The 17226-nt window shown below is 64.6% G+C and carries 9 protein-coding genes; 1 reads left to right on the top strand and 8 read right to left on the bottom strand.

From position 1 onward, the window contains the following. Positions 1 to 778: 778 nt before the first annotated feature. The 5 genes from ABZX92_RS39455 to ABZX92_RS39435 all read right to left on the bottom strand — a co-directional run bounded on the left by ABZX92_RS39455 (position 779) and on the right by ABZX92_RS39435 (position 7796). Complete coding sequence (locus tag ABZX92_RS39455; protein WP_355570588.1) at positions 779 to 928, bottom strand: hypothetical protein; 150 nt, start codon at positions 926 to 928, stop codon at positions 779 to 781. Positions 929 to 3583: 2655 nt separating this feature from the next. Further along, positions 3584 to 4387, bottom strand: coding sequence for an alpha/beta hydrolase (locus tag ABZX92_RS39450; RefSeq protein WP_355570587.1), 804 nt, complete (start codon positions 4385 to 4387; stop codon positions 3584 to 3586). Between the two features lie 1189 nt (positions 4388 to 5576). Then, positions 5577 to 6914 (bottom strand): ferredoxin reductase family protein, encoded by a 1338-nt coding sequence (locus ABZX92_RS39445; RefSeq protein WP_355570586.1) that lies wholly within the window; start codon positions 6912 to 6914, stop codon positions 5577 to 5579. Positions 6915 to 7230: 316 nt separating this feature from the next. Further along, positions 7231 to 7374: a hypothetical protein gene (locus ABZX92_RS39440; protein WP_355570585.1), complete on the bottom strand. Its 144-nt coding sequence runs from the start codon at positions 7372 to 7374 to the stop codon at positions 7231 to 7233. Between the two features lie 92 nt (positions 7375 to 7466). Further along, positions 7467 to 7796 (bottom strand): hypothetical protein, encoded by a 330-nt coding sequence (locus ABZX92_RS39435; protein WP_355570584.1) that lies wholly within the window; start codon positions 7794 to 7796, stop codon positions 7467 to 7469. A 242-nt stretch (positions 7797 to 8038) separates the two neighbouring features. Here ABZX92_RS39435 and ABZX92_RS39430 point away from each other — a divergent pair, with 242 nt between their 5' ends. Beyond that, on the top strand, positions 8039 to 8479 hold the full coding sequence (locus tag ABZX92_RS39430; protein ID WP_355570583.1) for a DUF6292 family protein: 441 nt from the start codon (positions 8039 to 8041) through the stop codon (positions 8477 to 8479). Between the two features lie 457 nt (positions 8480 to 8936). On the opposite strand, the gene ABZX92_RS39425 is transcribed toward ABZX92_RS39430, so the two are convergent. From ABZX92_RS39425 to ABZX92_RS39415, 3 genes are all read right to left on the bottom strand, one after another. Next, positions 8937 to 9476 (bottom strand): hypothetical protein, encoded by a 540-nt coding sequence (locus tag ABZX92_RS39425; RefSeq protein ID WP_355570582.1) that lies wholly within the window; start codon positions 9474 to 9476, stop codon positions 8937 to 8939. A 256-nt stretch (positions 9477 to 9732) separates the two neighbouring features. Continuing rightward, positions 9733 to 9975: a hypothetical protein gene (locus ABZX92_RS39420; RefSeq protein WP_355570581.1), complete on the bottom strand. Its 243-nt coding sequence runs from the start codon at positions 9973 to 9975 to the stop codon at positions 9733 to 9735. Next, positions 9972 to 17054, bottom strand: a complete 7083-nt coding sequence (locus ABZX92_RS39415) for a hypothetical protein (protein ID WP_355570580.1) — start codon at positions 17052 to 17054, stop codon at positions 9972 to 9974. The genes ABZX92_RS39420 and ABZX92_RS39415 overlap by 4 nt, the downstream gene beginning before the upstream one ends. Positions 17055 to 17226 lie beyond the last annotated feature (172 nt).

The raw sequence follows: 17226 nt of genomic DNA, 5'->3' as shown, positions 1-17226 counted from the left end.
TCGATGATGGCGATCGCCCGGCGCACACCGGCGCACAAACTCTGCGGCTCGGCCAGCAGGACCTGCTTGTCGCCACTCATTCCCACTCCGTTCCGTGCCATTACTTATGTGTCGGAACGCCTTGCTTCGTGTTGCCGAACAGGGCATCCACGCCGACTGGTGGAGTCCGAGTCCTTGTCAGAAAGTCCTGTTTGCCGTTGGGAAGTCGACCTAATAGCCAGACTTCAACACGGCTTTGGTGTCGCGGCGGCCACCAGCCCGCAGAATGGTCCAATACAGGCTCTGCGCAATCTCCTTTGGGGTTTTCCCAAAGTTGAACCTGTCCTGGTCGTTGAACACGACCAGGACAGTCCTTCAGAATAGAATTGATAGCTGCCGCTCGATTTTCGAGACGGCCCAAGATTCCCAATCATGCGGCCGCTCAGTGTTACGAATGTGTACGTGCGAGGAATTCGGTCCACGGGTCTTCAACCAACGTCGTCGCCGGCAACCGGGCCATGAGGATGTGACCGTGTCAAAGCTTTCAAATTCATCTCAGGCGTGCTGGACCCCTGGGGCGAGGTAAGGGTAGTTGGCCAGGGCTGAGACTTGGCAAGTCGGACACCGCAAGTGGGCCAGGTTGACGCGGTCGATCTAGGCGCCAGAACTGCCACATGCGACATCACAGCACTGGCTCGGAGTAACCTCACCGATGACCCATTCATCAATCGGACTTGAAGGTCGGGTTGCTCAGTAAGACCACCTCGGGCAACCCGACCTGACAAGCAACCAGCTACGACTAGCAGTAACCGGAACCGCCACTGCCGCCGTTGTCATTGGTGATGACAATTTCCGTGATGCCCTCAGGGCTGAGGACCGTGTCCTGCCACGAACCATCCAGGACGTCTTCGATCTGTTCGATAACCTGTACCGTCATTTCGATCTCCATTTCATCATCCCACCACGTTATTCCGCCCATGCAGGTGGCGTCGGAGGGACTTAGCGGGCGGGAGATGCCGACTGCACGAACGACGCCAGCAGTTCGGGTTTGAGGACTGCTCCTCCTGCATGCGACTTCGTGTGCATGTGTGCGGCGCCTCGCTGCCTCACGAGTGAAAGTCTATGTCTCGTGACCAACAACACCACAGTGCTGCACGAAGGGGCATTAATTCCTTCCCGCATGGCCACGGGTCACGTTGGGCCGCCGCACCGGCGTCTAGGCGCGAGCGTTCGGCGCCAGACTCATGTTACACGTTCGCACCGTAGCGATTCGCTCACGCGGCGCAACCGGACGTTGCGAAGATCCTGGCGTGATCTCAACAAATATCAGGCGGGTAGTGAGATCACCTCATTGGCGGCACCTTCTGCAGCGTGTGCGACACGAGATCTCACATGCCGAAACTCATCCAGAGCGTCCTGCACGCCGATTCCGGAACCGCACGGCGTCTGCGGGCGCGCCCGTTGGTCGACTGTCGAACGCCATGCAGAGACCCGCACCACCCGGTGGTGGTCGCCGCTGCCGTGCATGAGAAATCGCGGGCGATCAGATCGAGGCGTGCTACTGATGGCGCTCTCCGGAAAGGGTCCTGTCGCTGATTTGGTGATCAACATGGTTGGCGGGTCAGACTCGGCAGAGGACCTTCTTGCGGAGTAGGTCGAACTTCGCCCTCCCGTACATGCTTCTCTTGATCGATTCGGGCGTGACACGGCGCCTTCGACCGGGCCGGAGTTGTGGTACGTCGTGAGGCCGTTGACGACTGCGGAGTGGTCGCGCGCGAGCCCAGCGGTGAACGAGTGCAAGTACGGGAGATCATCGGCTTGCACTGCGCCGATCCATTCATCGAGCCTGTCACCGCGCAGTCCCGTCATCATCTCTGGCCGGCCATGCCCGCCACCGTGGGTCGCGGAACGGATCGGCTGGAGCAGATCGACGACCGTGCTCGAAGGCCGGGTGCGGGAGCTGCGTGACTTGGCCACATTCATCAGAGCCGGCCGCTGGCTCATCGTGGTCGTCCGCGGCCGATGCGACTAGCCGCATGCGGCGCTTGCTGCCGGATAGTCGGGAAGCCTCACGCGGCGCGCCGCTTTACCGACTCCATCCGGTATCGACGCCTGGCGCCCCCGATGTGAAGCCGCATCGGAGGGGCGATCGACCCTCCGCTCATGTCCGCTAGGCCATAGCCGCCTGCGTCTGACGACGCAGTAACAGTCACCATCGTGGCCAGTTCGATGTGCCTTCGCTAGTGGTGGGCGGGTTCGCCGCGCCAGCAACGACACCACGCGCACCTAACATGTCACCTGACGATGGCTCTCACCGTTTCGGTTTGAGCTTGTCGCTGTCGCGACTTTTGGCTGGCGCGTAAGGCAACGCAGGTTGCACACTGTAATTCACATGATCCCCCATACCTCAGTTCCAGACCCAAGTCCAACTCGACAGGTAGTGATATGGCCGATCGAGCCGGTTTTGCCAACTTCAACTTTACTATCTTCCTTTTTTGGGATCGGAAACACCTTTTCTGCCGGCAAGGTCGACAATCAATACTGGTGGAGCTCCGAGGCCAAAAGATGTACTGGATTGTGCACCTTGAAACCGCTCCGCCGACGTCCCGATCGACGGTCAGCTCCAAAGATGACCCGAACTGCTCTACTTAGGGCCTATTCTGCTGGCCTGCGCTATCGTTCACGTCTCAAGTTCTTCGTGACTGCGTGTTGCCTCGGTGCAGTCTGCAGCCAGCAGTCTGAGCACGAACTGGCATCGTTGTCATGACTTCGTTTCGAGCTTGATCGATCCGCTGGCCGCCAACTCGCAGAAGGCTGCTGGATGACCGTGCCTGCACCAGGCGGGCGCAAAACTGCCTCCAGGACGGCTCATGAGTACTTCTCCCTCGACCGCAACTATGTGAGGCGCTGTGCGTTTGCGATCTTAGGGAATCGACCGTTCCACCTAGGGCTTGTCCTCGGCTTGTCACGCCGCGCCGGGTCGACCATCGTCCTGTAGCGCACTGCGACCTCGGCATACGAACGGTTGATCTTCAGTTCACGCGGGGCGGTGCGGTCCAGTGCGGTGCACAAGTTGTCGGGCAACCAACCAGTGCGGCGTGGCCGCCGAAGTACGCGAACGCGGCGACGTGCGCCGGGATCCAGGCCTGCTGGCCCATCGTCCGCACCGGTCACCTGAAGGTCAACCGCGCGCACGCCAACATCATTACGAACACCCACACCCGTCGTTTCGGCGGCTGGCCCGATCGGTCTCCGAGCCGAGATAGCTGTCGTCGGTTTGTGCTTCGTTTACCGCGGCGGATCCTCACGCAACACGGTGACGTGGGCGCGCCGGTTGTCCTTGGACAGGTTCGCCCCACATATGTCCGGGCTCGTTCTGGCGGGACGCATTTCGTGTCGCTGCAACCGATGCAGGATGCCGTGTTGGAGTGGTACAGAAAGGTGGCCGGGCGTCGTTCGGCCCGGCCGCTGGCGGGCACATCTCCTGTCTCGGTGTTCGATGCGGTGGAGGCTGAAGCGCTGCTTGCGTTGCCACGAAAGCCTCCTCGGCGCCGACGGGCAGCGCCGGTTCGGTGGTCCTTCTCGACGATGTTCGCTGAGCCGGTCAACTTGCGGTGAGTGTCTGCTCTTCGGGCTGTTGCAGCATTTCCGTCAGCTCGTCGACAAGAGCGACGAGGCTGCGAGGGGACCAGGTCAGTGCGCCATGAGCCGAGTCGACCTCGCGGTGCCGCGCGGCGGGGTCGAGGCAGCTGCGCCAGTCCACGATTCTGTCGCCGCGTGAGTAGATGCTGGTGAACGGAACATTTCCGGGAAAGATTCCTGCCAGATCTCTGCGGAGTTGTGCGCAGCACGAACCCCAGCCACACGATGCGCGCAGGAGGCCCGGTACGCCGAGGGAACCAACCATCGCGATGACGGAGAGTTGTGCGAACAGCCACGGGTTCACGCCCAGGAGCCGGGTCAGCGGGCTGCCCAGCGTGATCAGCCCGCGGGTCAAGTCGGGTCGCCGTGTCGCGAGTACGCGTCCGATCTGTCCGCCGCGGCTGTGCCCGACGATGATCGCGGGCCGCCCAGTGGCGTGCACCAGGCGCTCGAGCTTGTCCTCGCTGCGTCTCACGAGGGCTTCGCCGCAGCCAATGCCAAGCCCGGTGGGAGCGAGCTGGCAGCGGAAGTTCAACCTGACCATCAGGTCGTGCAGAGGTTCCAGCAGTTGCGCGGTGCTGCACAGTCCGCCGATCAGGAGAAGCGGCTGATCCTGCGCGTCAAGCGACGGAGCGGTCCACAGTGGATGGATCTTGATCTCCGCGCGCTGCGCCAACGCCTTGGCTTCGTGCAACAGCGGGAGGTGCAGCCAGTCCACCACGCGGCGAACGAGAAACTCCGCGGCAACAGTCGTGAGGTTGTCCACCCAAGGCTCCTCTCCTGCCGACGCTGCAGTGTGCAGCTCCTGCGCAGAAACACGTGCGGTAGCACCGATCAGTTCAGCTTCGACAAACACTGCTGGCCTGTAAACACTGCTGGCCAGTGAGAGGACGCAAGGGCACCTGACACGGGTCGCTCGTCGACCTTGTTCGCAGCACGGCTACAGCCCGTTTATCCCACCTGTTCGCAGACATGGGTGATGTGCGGCGCTCGGACGTGATCTCGCCGTCTGGTGCCCGGCTTCTGTGTGGCGATCGTGCGCCAATTGGGATGCGTCGACGCGAGCGAGGTCGTCGTTGGCCAAATCGGCGATGAAGGACTGGCAATCTACGTGCCAATGCCGCACCGTCCCCATCGCGAAGGCGAGTATGCACGCTGCGGGATTCTGTCGTTGTCGGTGGCTCGTCTGCCGGCTTTCACGCGCTGGAGTGGGCAGTGCGTCACGCCGTGGCGATGACAGCTATGCGGGCCGATGTCGTGTCCTGCGGATCAGTCGGCTGGTTGGTGACAAACCGTGCACCCTGTTTTGAGGCGCTTGCTGATGCTCACCGCGCATTTACGGGCGGGAAGAGATGACTGGGTCCGAACCTTCGCGGGCGCGGGTATCGAACCAGACGTACTCGTACTCGCGGGCAGCCGTCACGCACACGCCGGGACCGGTTCCGAGCGTTGGTGCTGCGCGCTATCACCAGTCCGCGATGTACCACAGTGCTGGTGGTACCAAGTGCTGGTGCAGGACCGTCCGGAAGCCATTCGGGGCGAATACGGCGCGATCACTGCGGTAATCGGGCGACGCGATGACACGGGCGTTCTGGGCAATGTGACTATCTTGGGCGGGTCCGAGGCGCGTAACTGCCCGATGCCGCGCCTGACCTCAGCACGGACTTCGACCTTGACTGCTGTCAACCCCACGAATCGTCGTTCGCAGTGCTGCTCGGCGATCTGCTGCTGGGAAGCCTGCACCCCAGGGTGGTCCTGACCGCGAGGGCGGGCCTTCCATGACGCTTCGTGCCCGATCCTCCTAGGATCAGGCTGAGCACACCGCGAGCTGATTGGCGATCATCGGATGGCTTCGGGGGCTGCCTCGCCGCAAATCGGCTGCCGGTAGGTGCGACGCCATGGTATTCGACTGTGATCGCAACCAGTAGGGGCGCACTCTGACCGGACTGGGATCGTCAGGCGAGGTCGAACTTCTCGGCGTGGATCTGTCGTGAGGGTACGTTCAGTTGGTGGAGTCCGTTCAGGACGGTCTCGGTCATCGCCGGTGGGCCGCATACGTACACGTCGCGTTCGGTGATGTCGGGCACAAACTGCCGTAGCGTGCCGGGCTCGAACGGCCGCGCTCCTTGACTGGTGCGGCCGGTGAGCAGGTGCAGTCGTGCGCGGCGGGCGGTGGCGAGGTGCCGTAGTTCGTGCAGCAGCACGGCGTCGCGTTCGTCGCGTACCCGGTAGAGCACGACGAAGTCGCCAGGTGTGTGCTCCTGCAGCAAGGCCCGGACGGGGGTGATTCCTACGCCGCCGGCGATCAGCAGCACGCCAGTGCGGCTCCGGTGCAGTGAGGTGAACGCCCCGTAGGGGCCTTCGAGAAACGCGCGAGTCCCGACCTTCAGGTGGCGCAGGCCGGCGCTGGTGGTGCCGACAGCTTTGGCGGTCAAGCGCAGTGTGCGGCCGTCGGGTGCGGCGGACAGGGAGAACGGGTTGGCCAGCCACCAGTGGTGGTGGCCGGGGAACCGCCAGATGAAGAACTGCCCGGCGGCTGCGGGCAGCTGGTCGAGGTTGTGGCCGGTGACGTAGACCGACACCACATCAGGTGACTCCGGCACCACGGCCGCGACCCGGAACTGGTGGCGGGCGTTGCGGACCACGGGTACAACGATCCGCCCGGTAATCAAGGAGCCGAACGCGAACAGCCACAGTGCCCACCAGTAGGCCATCGCGAAAACCGACGACGTGAACGTCGTGGTTTCCAGCAGTTGGTGCACGAACGCCAGACCCAGCGCCAAATAGAGCATGAGATGCAGGCCGTGCCAGGTCTCGTAGCGCATACGCTGCCGGACATACCGGGTGGAGACTGCCGCGATCGCCACGATGATGGTGGCGGCGAGCATGCCCAGCAGCGAGGCGGGAACACCGGCGAGGGCGAGGAACGTTCTCGCCATCGAAGCGTTGTCCAGGGTCGCGTACCCGAGCACGACGCTCGTGGCGTGGGTGAGCACCGTCCACAGCAGACCGAAACCGACCCACCGGTGCCACACCGTCAACCTATCCATACCGATGCGCCGGTCCAGCCAGGGAAGCCGAGCCACCAGCAGCAACTGACACAGCATGATCAGCGCGGCGTGCAGACCGAAGAACTTGGCGACGGTGAGAACCTGGTTCTTCCCCTCGCCTGCACTGATGAACAAGACCTCGATGATCGCGACGTTGACGATGATGAACGTCCACAGTGTCCACCGCGCCTGGGCGGCTGGAGTCATGCCGCCGCGCCGGATGACGTGTGGGTTCGTCCTCACCTGAGATCACCTCTTGCTGCCGCAGTTCGTGACCGGGCGCCTTCGGGTGTCTCGGCGGCCGTGTGAAGCCGGACCAGTATGTATCGGCTGACCGCTTGGCGCTGCGCTCACGACCTGCGTGCAGTCGGGTTTGCCTGATCGGCTTTGGTGACGCCCAGCGAAGCTGGTGCTAGCTCAAGCTGAACGCCGAGGTCGCGGCCGAAGCAGGCCGCGTGACCAGGGAGCTCTGGGGCGCTGCTGTCCTCAGGAAACGGGTCACGAACGCCAAGACGGGCGGGTTGACTGAGGACGTCGTGGAGGGTCTCGTCCGCAGTGGTCACTGCAGGTCGCGGGCGGTCAGCGTGTTATCGGGTGTGGTCGAGCAGAATGCGCAGGGCGGTGAGTTCGACGCATTGACCAGCATGATCGTCAGGTCTTCGCGGCCGGTGCCGGGGCTCGCCCACCTGCTGAGCAGGGCCAAGACTCGGACCCGCACGTCAGGGCGGCGGCACAGGTCTGCCAGTTGGCTCTGTGGTCGTGACGTGCGGTGTGGCGGCTGCACGATGCGCCCGCTCACCCTGCCGCCAGGTTTCCCAGCTTGTCGGTGATCGCTGTCAGCAGGTGCCGCGCGGACCGCAGCTCGGTGACCGCTGGGTTGATCCCGGCGTTGGCGCCCAGGTACGCGAACACCGTCTGCAGGTGCGCTATCACGCGCAGCAGCGGTCCGTCATGGGCCGTGGTCGGAGCGGTACGCAACACCGCAAGCTCAGCTTGCACCGGCGTGATCGCAGTGAGGTCGGCGAGCAGTTCCTCCGTTTCATTGGCGTCATGGGATCGGTTCTCAGGCCTGCCGCCGGCGTGGTCACGCAGCGCGGGGAGCAGACGAGTGAGAGCGTGGTCCACGAGGTTCTGCGAGTACTCGCAGCACCTCTCTGTCACGCTCTGCCGCATATGTTGTCACAGTCCGCGATGCTAGTTCACTGCGGATGAATCCCAGACGTGACGGGATGCGGTGTGCCCTGTCCGGGTGTGCCATACACAAGTGGAGTACACGCGTCACGAGCCGACGCCCATGGCGTTGTGTCAGTGGCAGGCATCGTGATTGCCCCGCCGATCGTCTGGCCGGGGCAGGTATGGAGGCGTGTGTGGTCGGCTTTGACGATGAAGATCTGAGGCTGGGGGAGGAGTGGTTGCCCAGCTGCGGTCTGATCGGGTACGTGCACGCCGTCGCCGCGGTCCTGGGGTTGTCACCGGAGGCGACGTTCTGTGAGACCGGACATCCGTCAGCTGCCTACATCGCGCTCGAACAGCGAGTGAAGCAGTTCCCGGATCGGGACGTGGCGTTGCTGTGGGATGAGGAGTCCGGGTGGTGCGTGGCGCTGGAGACCGGCACAACGGACGACCCGATCGCATTGTCGTGGCTGGGCCGTGACGTGCTGCCCACGCCCGGAGTAGTGCGGGAGTTCATCGACCTGATCATGCGGGGTCGCCTGCCGGGCACTCTGGACCAGCCACGGCTGCGGTGTACTGGTGACGACGACGGCCTTGCAGGACGCCTGGCTGCCTACGACACAGAGCGGTGGTGATCATCCGGGCGCCCACCCAGGCAGGCGACCTAAAACGACGGCTACGAGCGGATAGGCGGGGTCAGGCTCGTCGAGCGCCGTGTCGAATACGCTCACCCTGATCACAGAAACAATGCGTCTGCAGCGTTGCATTCGTCAGGTCGGTGCGCGAGTCTGATTGTACGGGTGGTAGCCAGGGTTTACGCGAAGTATCCCGACTTACAGTCTGCGGTTACCCGCCAGCCGTCGACGACTGTTTATCGGTGGCAGCTTGATTTCGGCGTTCTTGACATCACCCTCCGAGTTCTGAGCACTGAGTTCAGTGACCGGGTCGACTTGGGGTCGATGAGAAATGCCTATTGTTCGTGGCTCGGCATGGCAATGTGGTCTCTGTTCATCAAGTTCTCTGCTTGCGGCTGGTGCGCCTACCTTCCGTGGAAGCCGAAGTGTCGGCGGTGCACTCTCGTCGCTGCTTGTGTTACGACCTCTCGGTCAGGAAGTTCCATATCGCGGCTTGCGCTTCTGGGTTGCCTTCGTTCGCCAGGATCATCAGGTGGGTGCGTGCGGCGTTGACCTCGGCCTTCGAGGCGGCGACCAAGCCTGGGACGTCCTTCATGCGTGCGAGTGCGGCGAGGGCGTCTTCGTTGCGGGCGGTCGCCAGGTCTACGAGTGCGGCGTGTGCTGCGGGAATCTGAGCCGCCAACGACTCGAGCGCGGACACGTCGCGCCGGTCGATGAACACCTTCACCGCGCGCTCGCTTCCTACGGACGCCAATTCCTTCAGCGCGACGGTCGCAGACTCTGAGCCGGCCTGGGCCAGGCCCTCGATATCCGCTACGCCGATCAACTCACGAACGGCTTCGGTGTTGTCCTGCCGCGCCAGCGCCCGCAGCTCCTCACGTGCCCCGGTGATACCTGCGGAGGCCAGCTCGCCAAGCGCACGGGTGTAAATCAGATGGTTCGTCCCACCGACCTGTATGTTCGCCCTCACGACTACCTGAGCCTGTTCACTTCGCACCAGGTGAGTTCATAGCCGTTCACACCCGTTGATGTCGCGCGCGGATGTCAGCAGAGCGTTCATCAGATGCACGCGTACCAGGGCGGTTGGGTCTGCTGCACGAGTAGGTGACAGTGGTAGTCACGCAGCCTGACTGGCTGGCGTTGGTCATGATCGCTTCGTGTTTGATAAGGGTCAACCGGCCGAAGTGCGCCCGGCTAGGACGGCTGGTATTCGGGGTTAGCGCGGAACGTTCCGACAGAGCCATCCGCGGTTATCAGCCAGCGCCGACTACAGCTTCCATCGTGGCGTCCCGGTCTCGGGTTCTCGGCGTCATCGCCGAGGTGAGCGTACCGAACTCGGTATGCTGCCAGGTGGGGTCGATCAGAAACACCGACTGGCCACCGCCTGCTGTCGTCATTTCGCTTCCTTTTCGTAGATCCTCCGCCGGTAGGTGGTGTGCCTGTCTCTGGCGAAAGCCGAAGGTGACGACTGTGAACTCCAGCGCCCGCTTGCTCATGACCTCTCAGCCCGCATCTTAGATATTGCCTCGCGCGCCTCTCGATTGCCTTCACCCGCCAAAAACATCAGTGATGCGCGAGCCAAATTAACATTGGCCGAGGAGGCCGCAACCAAACCTGGGACGTCCGCGAGGCGTACGAGTGCGCTGATGGCGTCTTCGTCGCGAGTGATCGCCAAATCCACGAGTGCCGTGCGTGCCGCGGAAACCTGTGCTGCTGCCAGTCTCTCGAGCCTGGGCACCGTGCCGCGGTTCACGAACACCTGCACCGCGAGCGCGTTTCCGCCGAGCGCCAGGTCCTGCAGCGCGTCGGTCGCCGCCCTCGATCCGGCCTGGTCCAGACCCTGAACGTCCCCGTTACGGGCCAGTTCACCGATGGCGTCGACGTTGCCGTCCCGCGCAAGCCCGTACAGCGTCTCGCGTGCCTGGGCGATACCCGCGGACGCCAGGTCGGCGAGCGCACGGGTGTGATTCTCGGGGAATGTCGTGAAGAACCGCAGCGCCTCGGCGTTGCCCTCGCGGGCCAGGTTGACCAGCATGGCGTGCGCGATCTCGACGCCACGGTCCCTCAGTTCGACCAAACCCGCGACGTCACCGCGGTCACGGCACTCCCGCGCGAGCGTGTCGCGCAAGACGACCCTGATCTCCACGCGAGCCGCCCGGCCCCGGTCGACATGCCACGGTTCCGCGACCGAGTCCAGCTCCGCCATCGCAATGAACTCCTGGAAGGCCGAGCGATCGTTGGTGTACGCACCAAACAACTCGCTACCGAATAGGTACGCGGGGACAAGGCCTCTGAGTTGGAACATGATTTCCTCGGCGCGTCGCCGCCCCTTGGCTTTCGCGTTCGCTTCGGCTTCTGCCCGCCCGGACGACATCGACACCGACTTCGACATCCGGCCGTGGCCGGTGATCCGCAGTACCGGAAGCGGACGGCCCGCATCGCGATGCTCGACCAGGACCTCCGCGATGGACATCGCCAACTCTTGTAACACCGCGTGTTCCTTGAGCGTGAGCAAGCCAAACGGGTGGTTCACGACGCTGGTGTCGAAGTGGACGACGGTGTCCAGCCCGCTGAGGTCCCACACCACGTCCAGTTGCTGCCCAGGCGCGTTCAGCCGAACAGGCCGGCGCACCTCGCCCTTCTCGTAGTCCCAGACCGCTTTGCCCGTCACCGTGAACAAGTCGCCCGTCTGCATCCGCCTCCACGTATCCCCGAACTGACCGTCCTCCAGGATCTGGTCCACTACCGCGATGATCTGATCGCGAAGTTCGGTGTGGGCGATTGAGATGTGCCGCAACGTCTCCACGACCACTAAGTTCGGCTGCTGATGCTTCGTGCGCACTTCACCGCGCAGCGCCCACAAGTGCAGCAGGCCGCCGTTCTCCGACACCACGCCACGGATCCGGTCGACCGTCTCCTTGATCAGGGCGATCGTGGCGGCGCGGTCACTGGTGGAGAGCAACTCGCCCGCCGGCTTCGGCTCAGACGGCGCGTACGCCCAGTCCCGCTCGAGCGCTCGCGTGAGTTCCTCACGGTCGAGGTCCCGGTCCTTCGGGAAGAGATTAAGGTGGCCACCGTTGGACACGACGAGGGTGGGCGAGCTGTGCTGATCGAGTAGCACGTTGGCTCCGTGTGTCGGCGCGGCGACCAGCGCGGCTCCTCGCATGCGCTTAAGCGTCACGTGGAGGTCGAATGCGAACCCGCCTGTGCGGTTGAGTGCCCCGGCCAACGGCGTGATGAGCAGCACCGGATTGAAGCCGAAGCGGCCATACCGCAGGTGTGCTGCGGCGACGGACGCGAATTCGGCTCCGTTCAGTCTCACCTCGCCAATCGACTCGACGGTCACGACCGTGGAATTCTGGTCGGCATCCAAGAGGAACAAGTCGTAGCCGTCCGTGCTCAGAGCCGCGTCCATGGTGCGGTCGGCGCCTTCCTCAGCCAACCGGATGTTGGTGACACCCGACTCGGCCAGCGCGGCACATATGCCGGGCGACCAGATACTGACCTGGGATGGGAAGGCCGTCCCACGGTGCCTGTCGCCCGAGGCCAGCGGAGTCGTGAGGACACCGTTAACGGGGAACCGTCGTTCTCGACCCGCTGCGTCCTGTCCCGAGACCAGCCGCTGGTTCCAATCGGCTGCGGTGCGCAGCTGTGAGTACGGCACGCTGTGCAGTTCTTCGGTGGGTGCGAGGCGTTCAATTGAGTGCGGGTCTGGGCCGCCGAGGAGGCTGGCGATGTGTGCGCTGAGCTGCTCGGGGCTTGCGTCGGCACGCCACGTAGCCCCCGAGTCCGCTTGGGCGACCTGCAACGTCACGTGGGCGTCCTCACCGGACTCGGTGCGGAGTAGTTGTACGCGGAACCGGTCACCACTCTGCGGGAGTGTCTGGTCGAAGGCTCGATCGACGCCGAGGACAAGGTTTCGCCAGAACCCGGCACGCTGCTCGCGAGAGATGTCGCCGGTATAGTTGAGCTGGATCGTGAGCTGTACTTCGCGCATCCAGATGCCGGGATAGACCTCGACGCGGCTGACGTCGTAGCCGATGCGTTCGTCGGTGGGCTCGACGGTGTGTTTGGTCGCGAGGTGCCGTACCTCGTCCAAGTCCGCCACGCTGATCGGGGCGGAAGCCAGCAGCGTCCACAGGTCGGCCATGGTCGTGATGCCGAACCGCTTTCTCGCGACAGCGAGCAGCAGCACGTCTAAAGTGTTCGAGTCCGCCGAACGACGCAGCGTCCGGAAGGCCTCCAGCACCGTTTCCGCGGCCGGCATGCCCGCGGTCCGGATGTCGATGTCCCGCATCACCGTTAGGGCGCCCTGGTGGTCGTTCAGCGAGACGCTCGTGACGTCGCGGTCCGCGTCAGGCTGATAAGACCACTTCAGTTTGTGTGCTTGGGCGAGTTCTTCGGCGAGTGCTTCCTTGTCGATGGCGCCGAGGATCCGAACGTGGCCACCGTCTCGCACGACCAGTTCCGCGTCGTCCAGGCTGGCGGGCTTCGTGCCGATCGCGACCCGGCGGTTGTAGCCGAGTTCCACCATGCTCTTTTGAAGGGATGCGGCTAGCTTCTCGTGTCTGGCCTCGTTCGTGTCCGCGACGACCGCCAAGAAGATCAACGCGCCGTCCTGATGGCCTGTGAGTGCTCCGACGAACTGAAGCAGACGTGCGAGCGCGTACCCCTTCATCTCGACCTTGCCCCAACCGGGGACGTTGATCAGCGCCTTGTCGCCCCGCACCTCCAGCCCCACCACCAGGACGTCCTCGGCCAACGCCGCGGACGGTGTCCAGTAGTAGTGCCGCACAATCTCCGAGGAATAGGAAACCATCTCCTCGACCCGTACGCGCACATGTGAGTCTTTCAGCAGCCAGCCCGACAGCGGTGACTTCAGGGATGGGCGGAAGAAGTCCAGCCGTACCAGCAGGCCGTTGTGGCGCAGCAACCGGTGAGGAACCTGGCCCGCCGGCACCGCGACCTCACCCGCCAACGGGGGGCGACGCAGGACGAACTTCTTCCGATCTTGGACGACGTCTGCCTGATCCAGGACGACGTCTGCCTGATCCAGGACGACGTCTCTGTTCCGCCATCCACGTGCGATAACGTCCACGATGAGGTCACCGCTCAGCTCAGAGGGTGGTAGGTGCGATTCGCCCTGTCCGCCAAGGACGTCGGCCGCGGGTTGCGCGACGTCGACATCTCCCGCGGCCCCCTCGAGCTGCGCGGCTTCATTCGGGACCAAGTCCTGCGGGTCATCAACGATGTCAGCGCCGTCGACGCCGTCGAGGAACGCATCGATTGCGGCCTGCATGTCCGTCGAGTACGAATCATGGTCGTCAGGCCAATCCGACACGTCGGCGACCGTCGAGACCTCACCCCACAAAACGGGGCCGGTGTCGTGCCCGCCGGGTTTAACCTCTGTGGTCCAGGGTGTGGCCCTGTCATCGCCCTGCACGACCGAGCCTCGGCCCTGGTCGGCACCCTGCGGCGCCTCGGGGGCAGATCGGCCGCCTTGTAGGGTGGCGGTTCCCCTTGGATCCGGATCGTGGTCCGAGCCCATGGCTGACCCGGACGCGCGCTGCTCTTCGACGATCTCCACGAAGGCCCGCGACACCACCTCTGGGTCCGTTCCGCCGTTCTCGCCGAGCCTGTCGTCCAACAGGCGGGCGCCAGGAGGCTCCCCGGCCGTCAGGCTCACCGCCGGGCCGTTGCCGAAGTACTCAAGCCTTGTCCGCACCTTCACCTGCACGAACGGCTCCTGGCCGGCCTCCTCCAGGAGCACACCCCTCGTCGGATCGGGCACCCACTTGTCCACCCACGGACTGATGGTGCGGGCGGCAACCGGCGCCAGCCTGCGCAGGCGTGATTTGACCTGGCCGCGCAGGAGCTCCGCCACGAACTTCCCTCGTGCCAACCCGGCTTGCTGGTCCTGCCCGTACCCGGTGATCTCCACGACCTCGGTCAGCCTGCCGCGGTCCGCGTTGCTCTCGATCGCCGCCCACGCGATCCGCCGCGCCAACTTCAGCAACCCCTGGATACGCGCCTGCTCCGACTTGGGATTGAACGTCATCTCCTCACGTGCGAACCCGACCGTCTCCACCGGCGGCAGCTGCGCCGGGTCCATCGACCGATCGACCCCGAACTCACCAGGCCGCACCATCCGCGCCGACCTGGCCCCCACACGCTTCTCGTAATCCCACTCACCCCACCCCGTCACCACATAACACGACCGCGCCAGCGGCTCCAGACGAATGCGGTCCCAATAGCCCTCATCGTTCGACAGATCAACGACCGTGCTCACCTTCGATGCCAGCGTCGGGCTGGCGGCCACCACGCTCAACGCCGCCGACCACATGTTCCGCGGCGCGGAGTCCCCGTCGGCAATCACCGCGCGGCGCGCGCGCACCAGGTCCAGAGTTCCGCTCTCACCGATCGAGGCCTCCAGCGACACCACGACCTTGTTGGCCAGATTCGCGACATTGTCCAACCACTCATCCGAGCCGACGTACCCGCCGCGGCGATAGGCCGGGTTGGCGCGCATCCGCTCCACGATCGCGCGGACCTGAGCCCGGTCGTGATCGACGGTCAACCACGCCCCGCGATCAAAGATCGCCGTCGTGTTCCGCACCCCATCGAGCTCGTAGCTATCCCCGACCGGCACGATCCGCCCGGTCGGCGCGTGCACGACCACCGTGCGCCCAGCCCGCATCAACGCATCACGCAAGTCGAACGCGAGCGTGGCCGCACCCCGATTCGGACCCACCGCGCACGTCAACAACGTGACCGCCTGGCCCCCTGCCTGCATGAACTCATTGATGCCCATCAGCACCTTGGCAAGCGGCTCGCCGGCCAGCTGCCCGGTCGTGCCATCGGAATAGGAGACAGTCATCACGGTGCCGTCGCCGTGCCCGTCGACAAAGAACGGCTGGCCGTAGAGGGCGAACTCCCCTGTCCACGGGCCGGGCACCGTGCGCAGGTGCCGGGCACGCTCGTCGCGCGTCATCGCCGCGAGCGTCGCGTAGTCGGTGTCGACCATCGTCGAGGTATTGCGCTCAGCCTGCGACGACCTGGCCCACTCCTGGGCCCGTGCCAGCTCCGCACCCGTCATGAAGCTCACGCCCACGACCCGATCGCCCCGGTCCCGCAACAGCGTGTGCAAGACCACGGGTTGGGCGGTGTAGCGCGGACTAGGCCCCGCCGAGGCATACCTCGGCAGCGCGGGATCGGCGCCGTACACCGGCGGCGACTCGGCCGCACTACGCGCGCCCGGAGGAGTGGACACGTCGGTGTCGTCCGATCCAGGACTGTGCATGACGTCGCGCAGCGGGGCACGCCAACCCGATTCGAGGGACGGACTGCCGGAGAGCGGGAGCCCACCACCGTCCACATCGGACACCGCCGCTGACTGCTCAGCCAGGGAGGAGTTCTCGTTTTCCTGCTCGACCGGCCCCTCCCCCACCACGCCGGACGCCGCCGGCTCAGCCAGCACGACCTCATCTGCATCAACAATGCCCAGCGGAATACCGTCGTCGTGCGGCACAACCGAACCCTGGCCCTGGCCGATACCGTGCGGCACCTGCGCCCCCTGCCGCAGGCCTCGCGCAGCGACGGAGTCCTCCAGATCCGCATCGTGGCCGGAATCGATCACAGGCCCAGGCCCCTGCTCGACGATCTCCTCCGACACGATCGACGGCGCAGCGGCGGCGCCCTTAACATCGATCTTCGGCGCACCCGACGATGACGTGGTATCCGTGCTCGGCGTCTCAGAGTCCGTAGTAGTAGTAGTAGTAGTAGTAGAAGAAGAAGAAGAAGCTGGCTTGTTCAGAACCGAGGCTGGCGTGTTTGCGGACACGGGCGGCGCTGTGTCGGATGCCGGCGGAGCGGTGACGTAAGCCGGCGGCCCGGCCACAGTCGCAACGACGTCAGGCGATGCCAATGGCGGCGGCACCGACAACGCCGTCGACCCCAGAACAGGCTCCGGCAGCACTGCCGCTGCACCATGCTTGTCCGTGAAGGTGGGAGCGCGCTGCACGGACGCGTCCGGCGCCGGGGGCCCGCTGGCCGACAGCGACGGCGGCGTGTTCACAGCACTGGCCAGCCCATTAGCTGACGACGCACGCGCACTGGCTGGCAACGGCGCATTCGCAGAGGGAACGTTCGACGAATGCGACACGACGTCAGTAGACGGCGAACTGATCGATGCAGGCGGCGGTGCTAACTGGCTCGGCGGAGACGTCTGCGTCTGGCTTGCGGCGGCATTGTCACCACGTGCGCCACCCGATGTGCCGGGCGTGTTGTTCAGGCCATCAAGGCCGTTGCTGGCAGCGCCGCTTCCCGCATTACCGCTGTTGACCTCCACACCATCGGCGTTGACACCACCCGCACCACTGCCCGAGTCGCGGCCACCGGAGATAGCACTGGCAGTCCCGCCATTCCCGCCGCCGCCGTTGCCGCTTCGGTTGTCGCCACCGGCGATACCCGGCAGCTCCGCATACGGCGGCGTATACGGCGGCGTGTACGGCGGCGCATACGGCGGGGCCGGGCTGTACGGCGGCAGAAGACTCTCGGACGAACCGTTGCCCGCCAAGCCGAACCTGGCACCACCAGTGCCGAGCTTGAGATCCGTGTCGGGCTTGAGATCCGTGTCGGGCTTGAGATCCGTGTCGGGCTTGAGATCCGTGCCGGGCTTGAGATCCGTGCCGGGCTTGAGGCCTGTGCCGGGTCTGGAACCACCTGTGTCGAGTTTGATGTCCCGAGGC

The sequence above is a fragment of the Lentzea sp. NPDC006480 genome, assembly GCF_040611995.1.
Classification (GTDB): Bacteria; Actinomycetota; Actinomycetes; order Mycobacteriales; family Pseudonocardiaceae; genus Lentzea.
This window is presented reverse-complemented; position numbering and strand designations above follow the sequence as displayed.

What these genes read in the sequence shown, in the direction of transcription:
- ABZX92_RS39455 (WP_355570588.1), bottom strand. Translation starts at nt 928, where the DNA reads ATGGAGATCGAAATGACGGTACAGGTTATCGAACAGATCGAAGACGTC.
- ABZX92_RS39420 (WP_355570581.1), bottom strand. Translation starts at nt 9,975, where the DNA reads ATGAGCAAGCGGGCGCTGGAGTTCACAGTCGTCACCTTCGGCTTTCGC.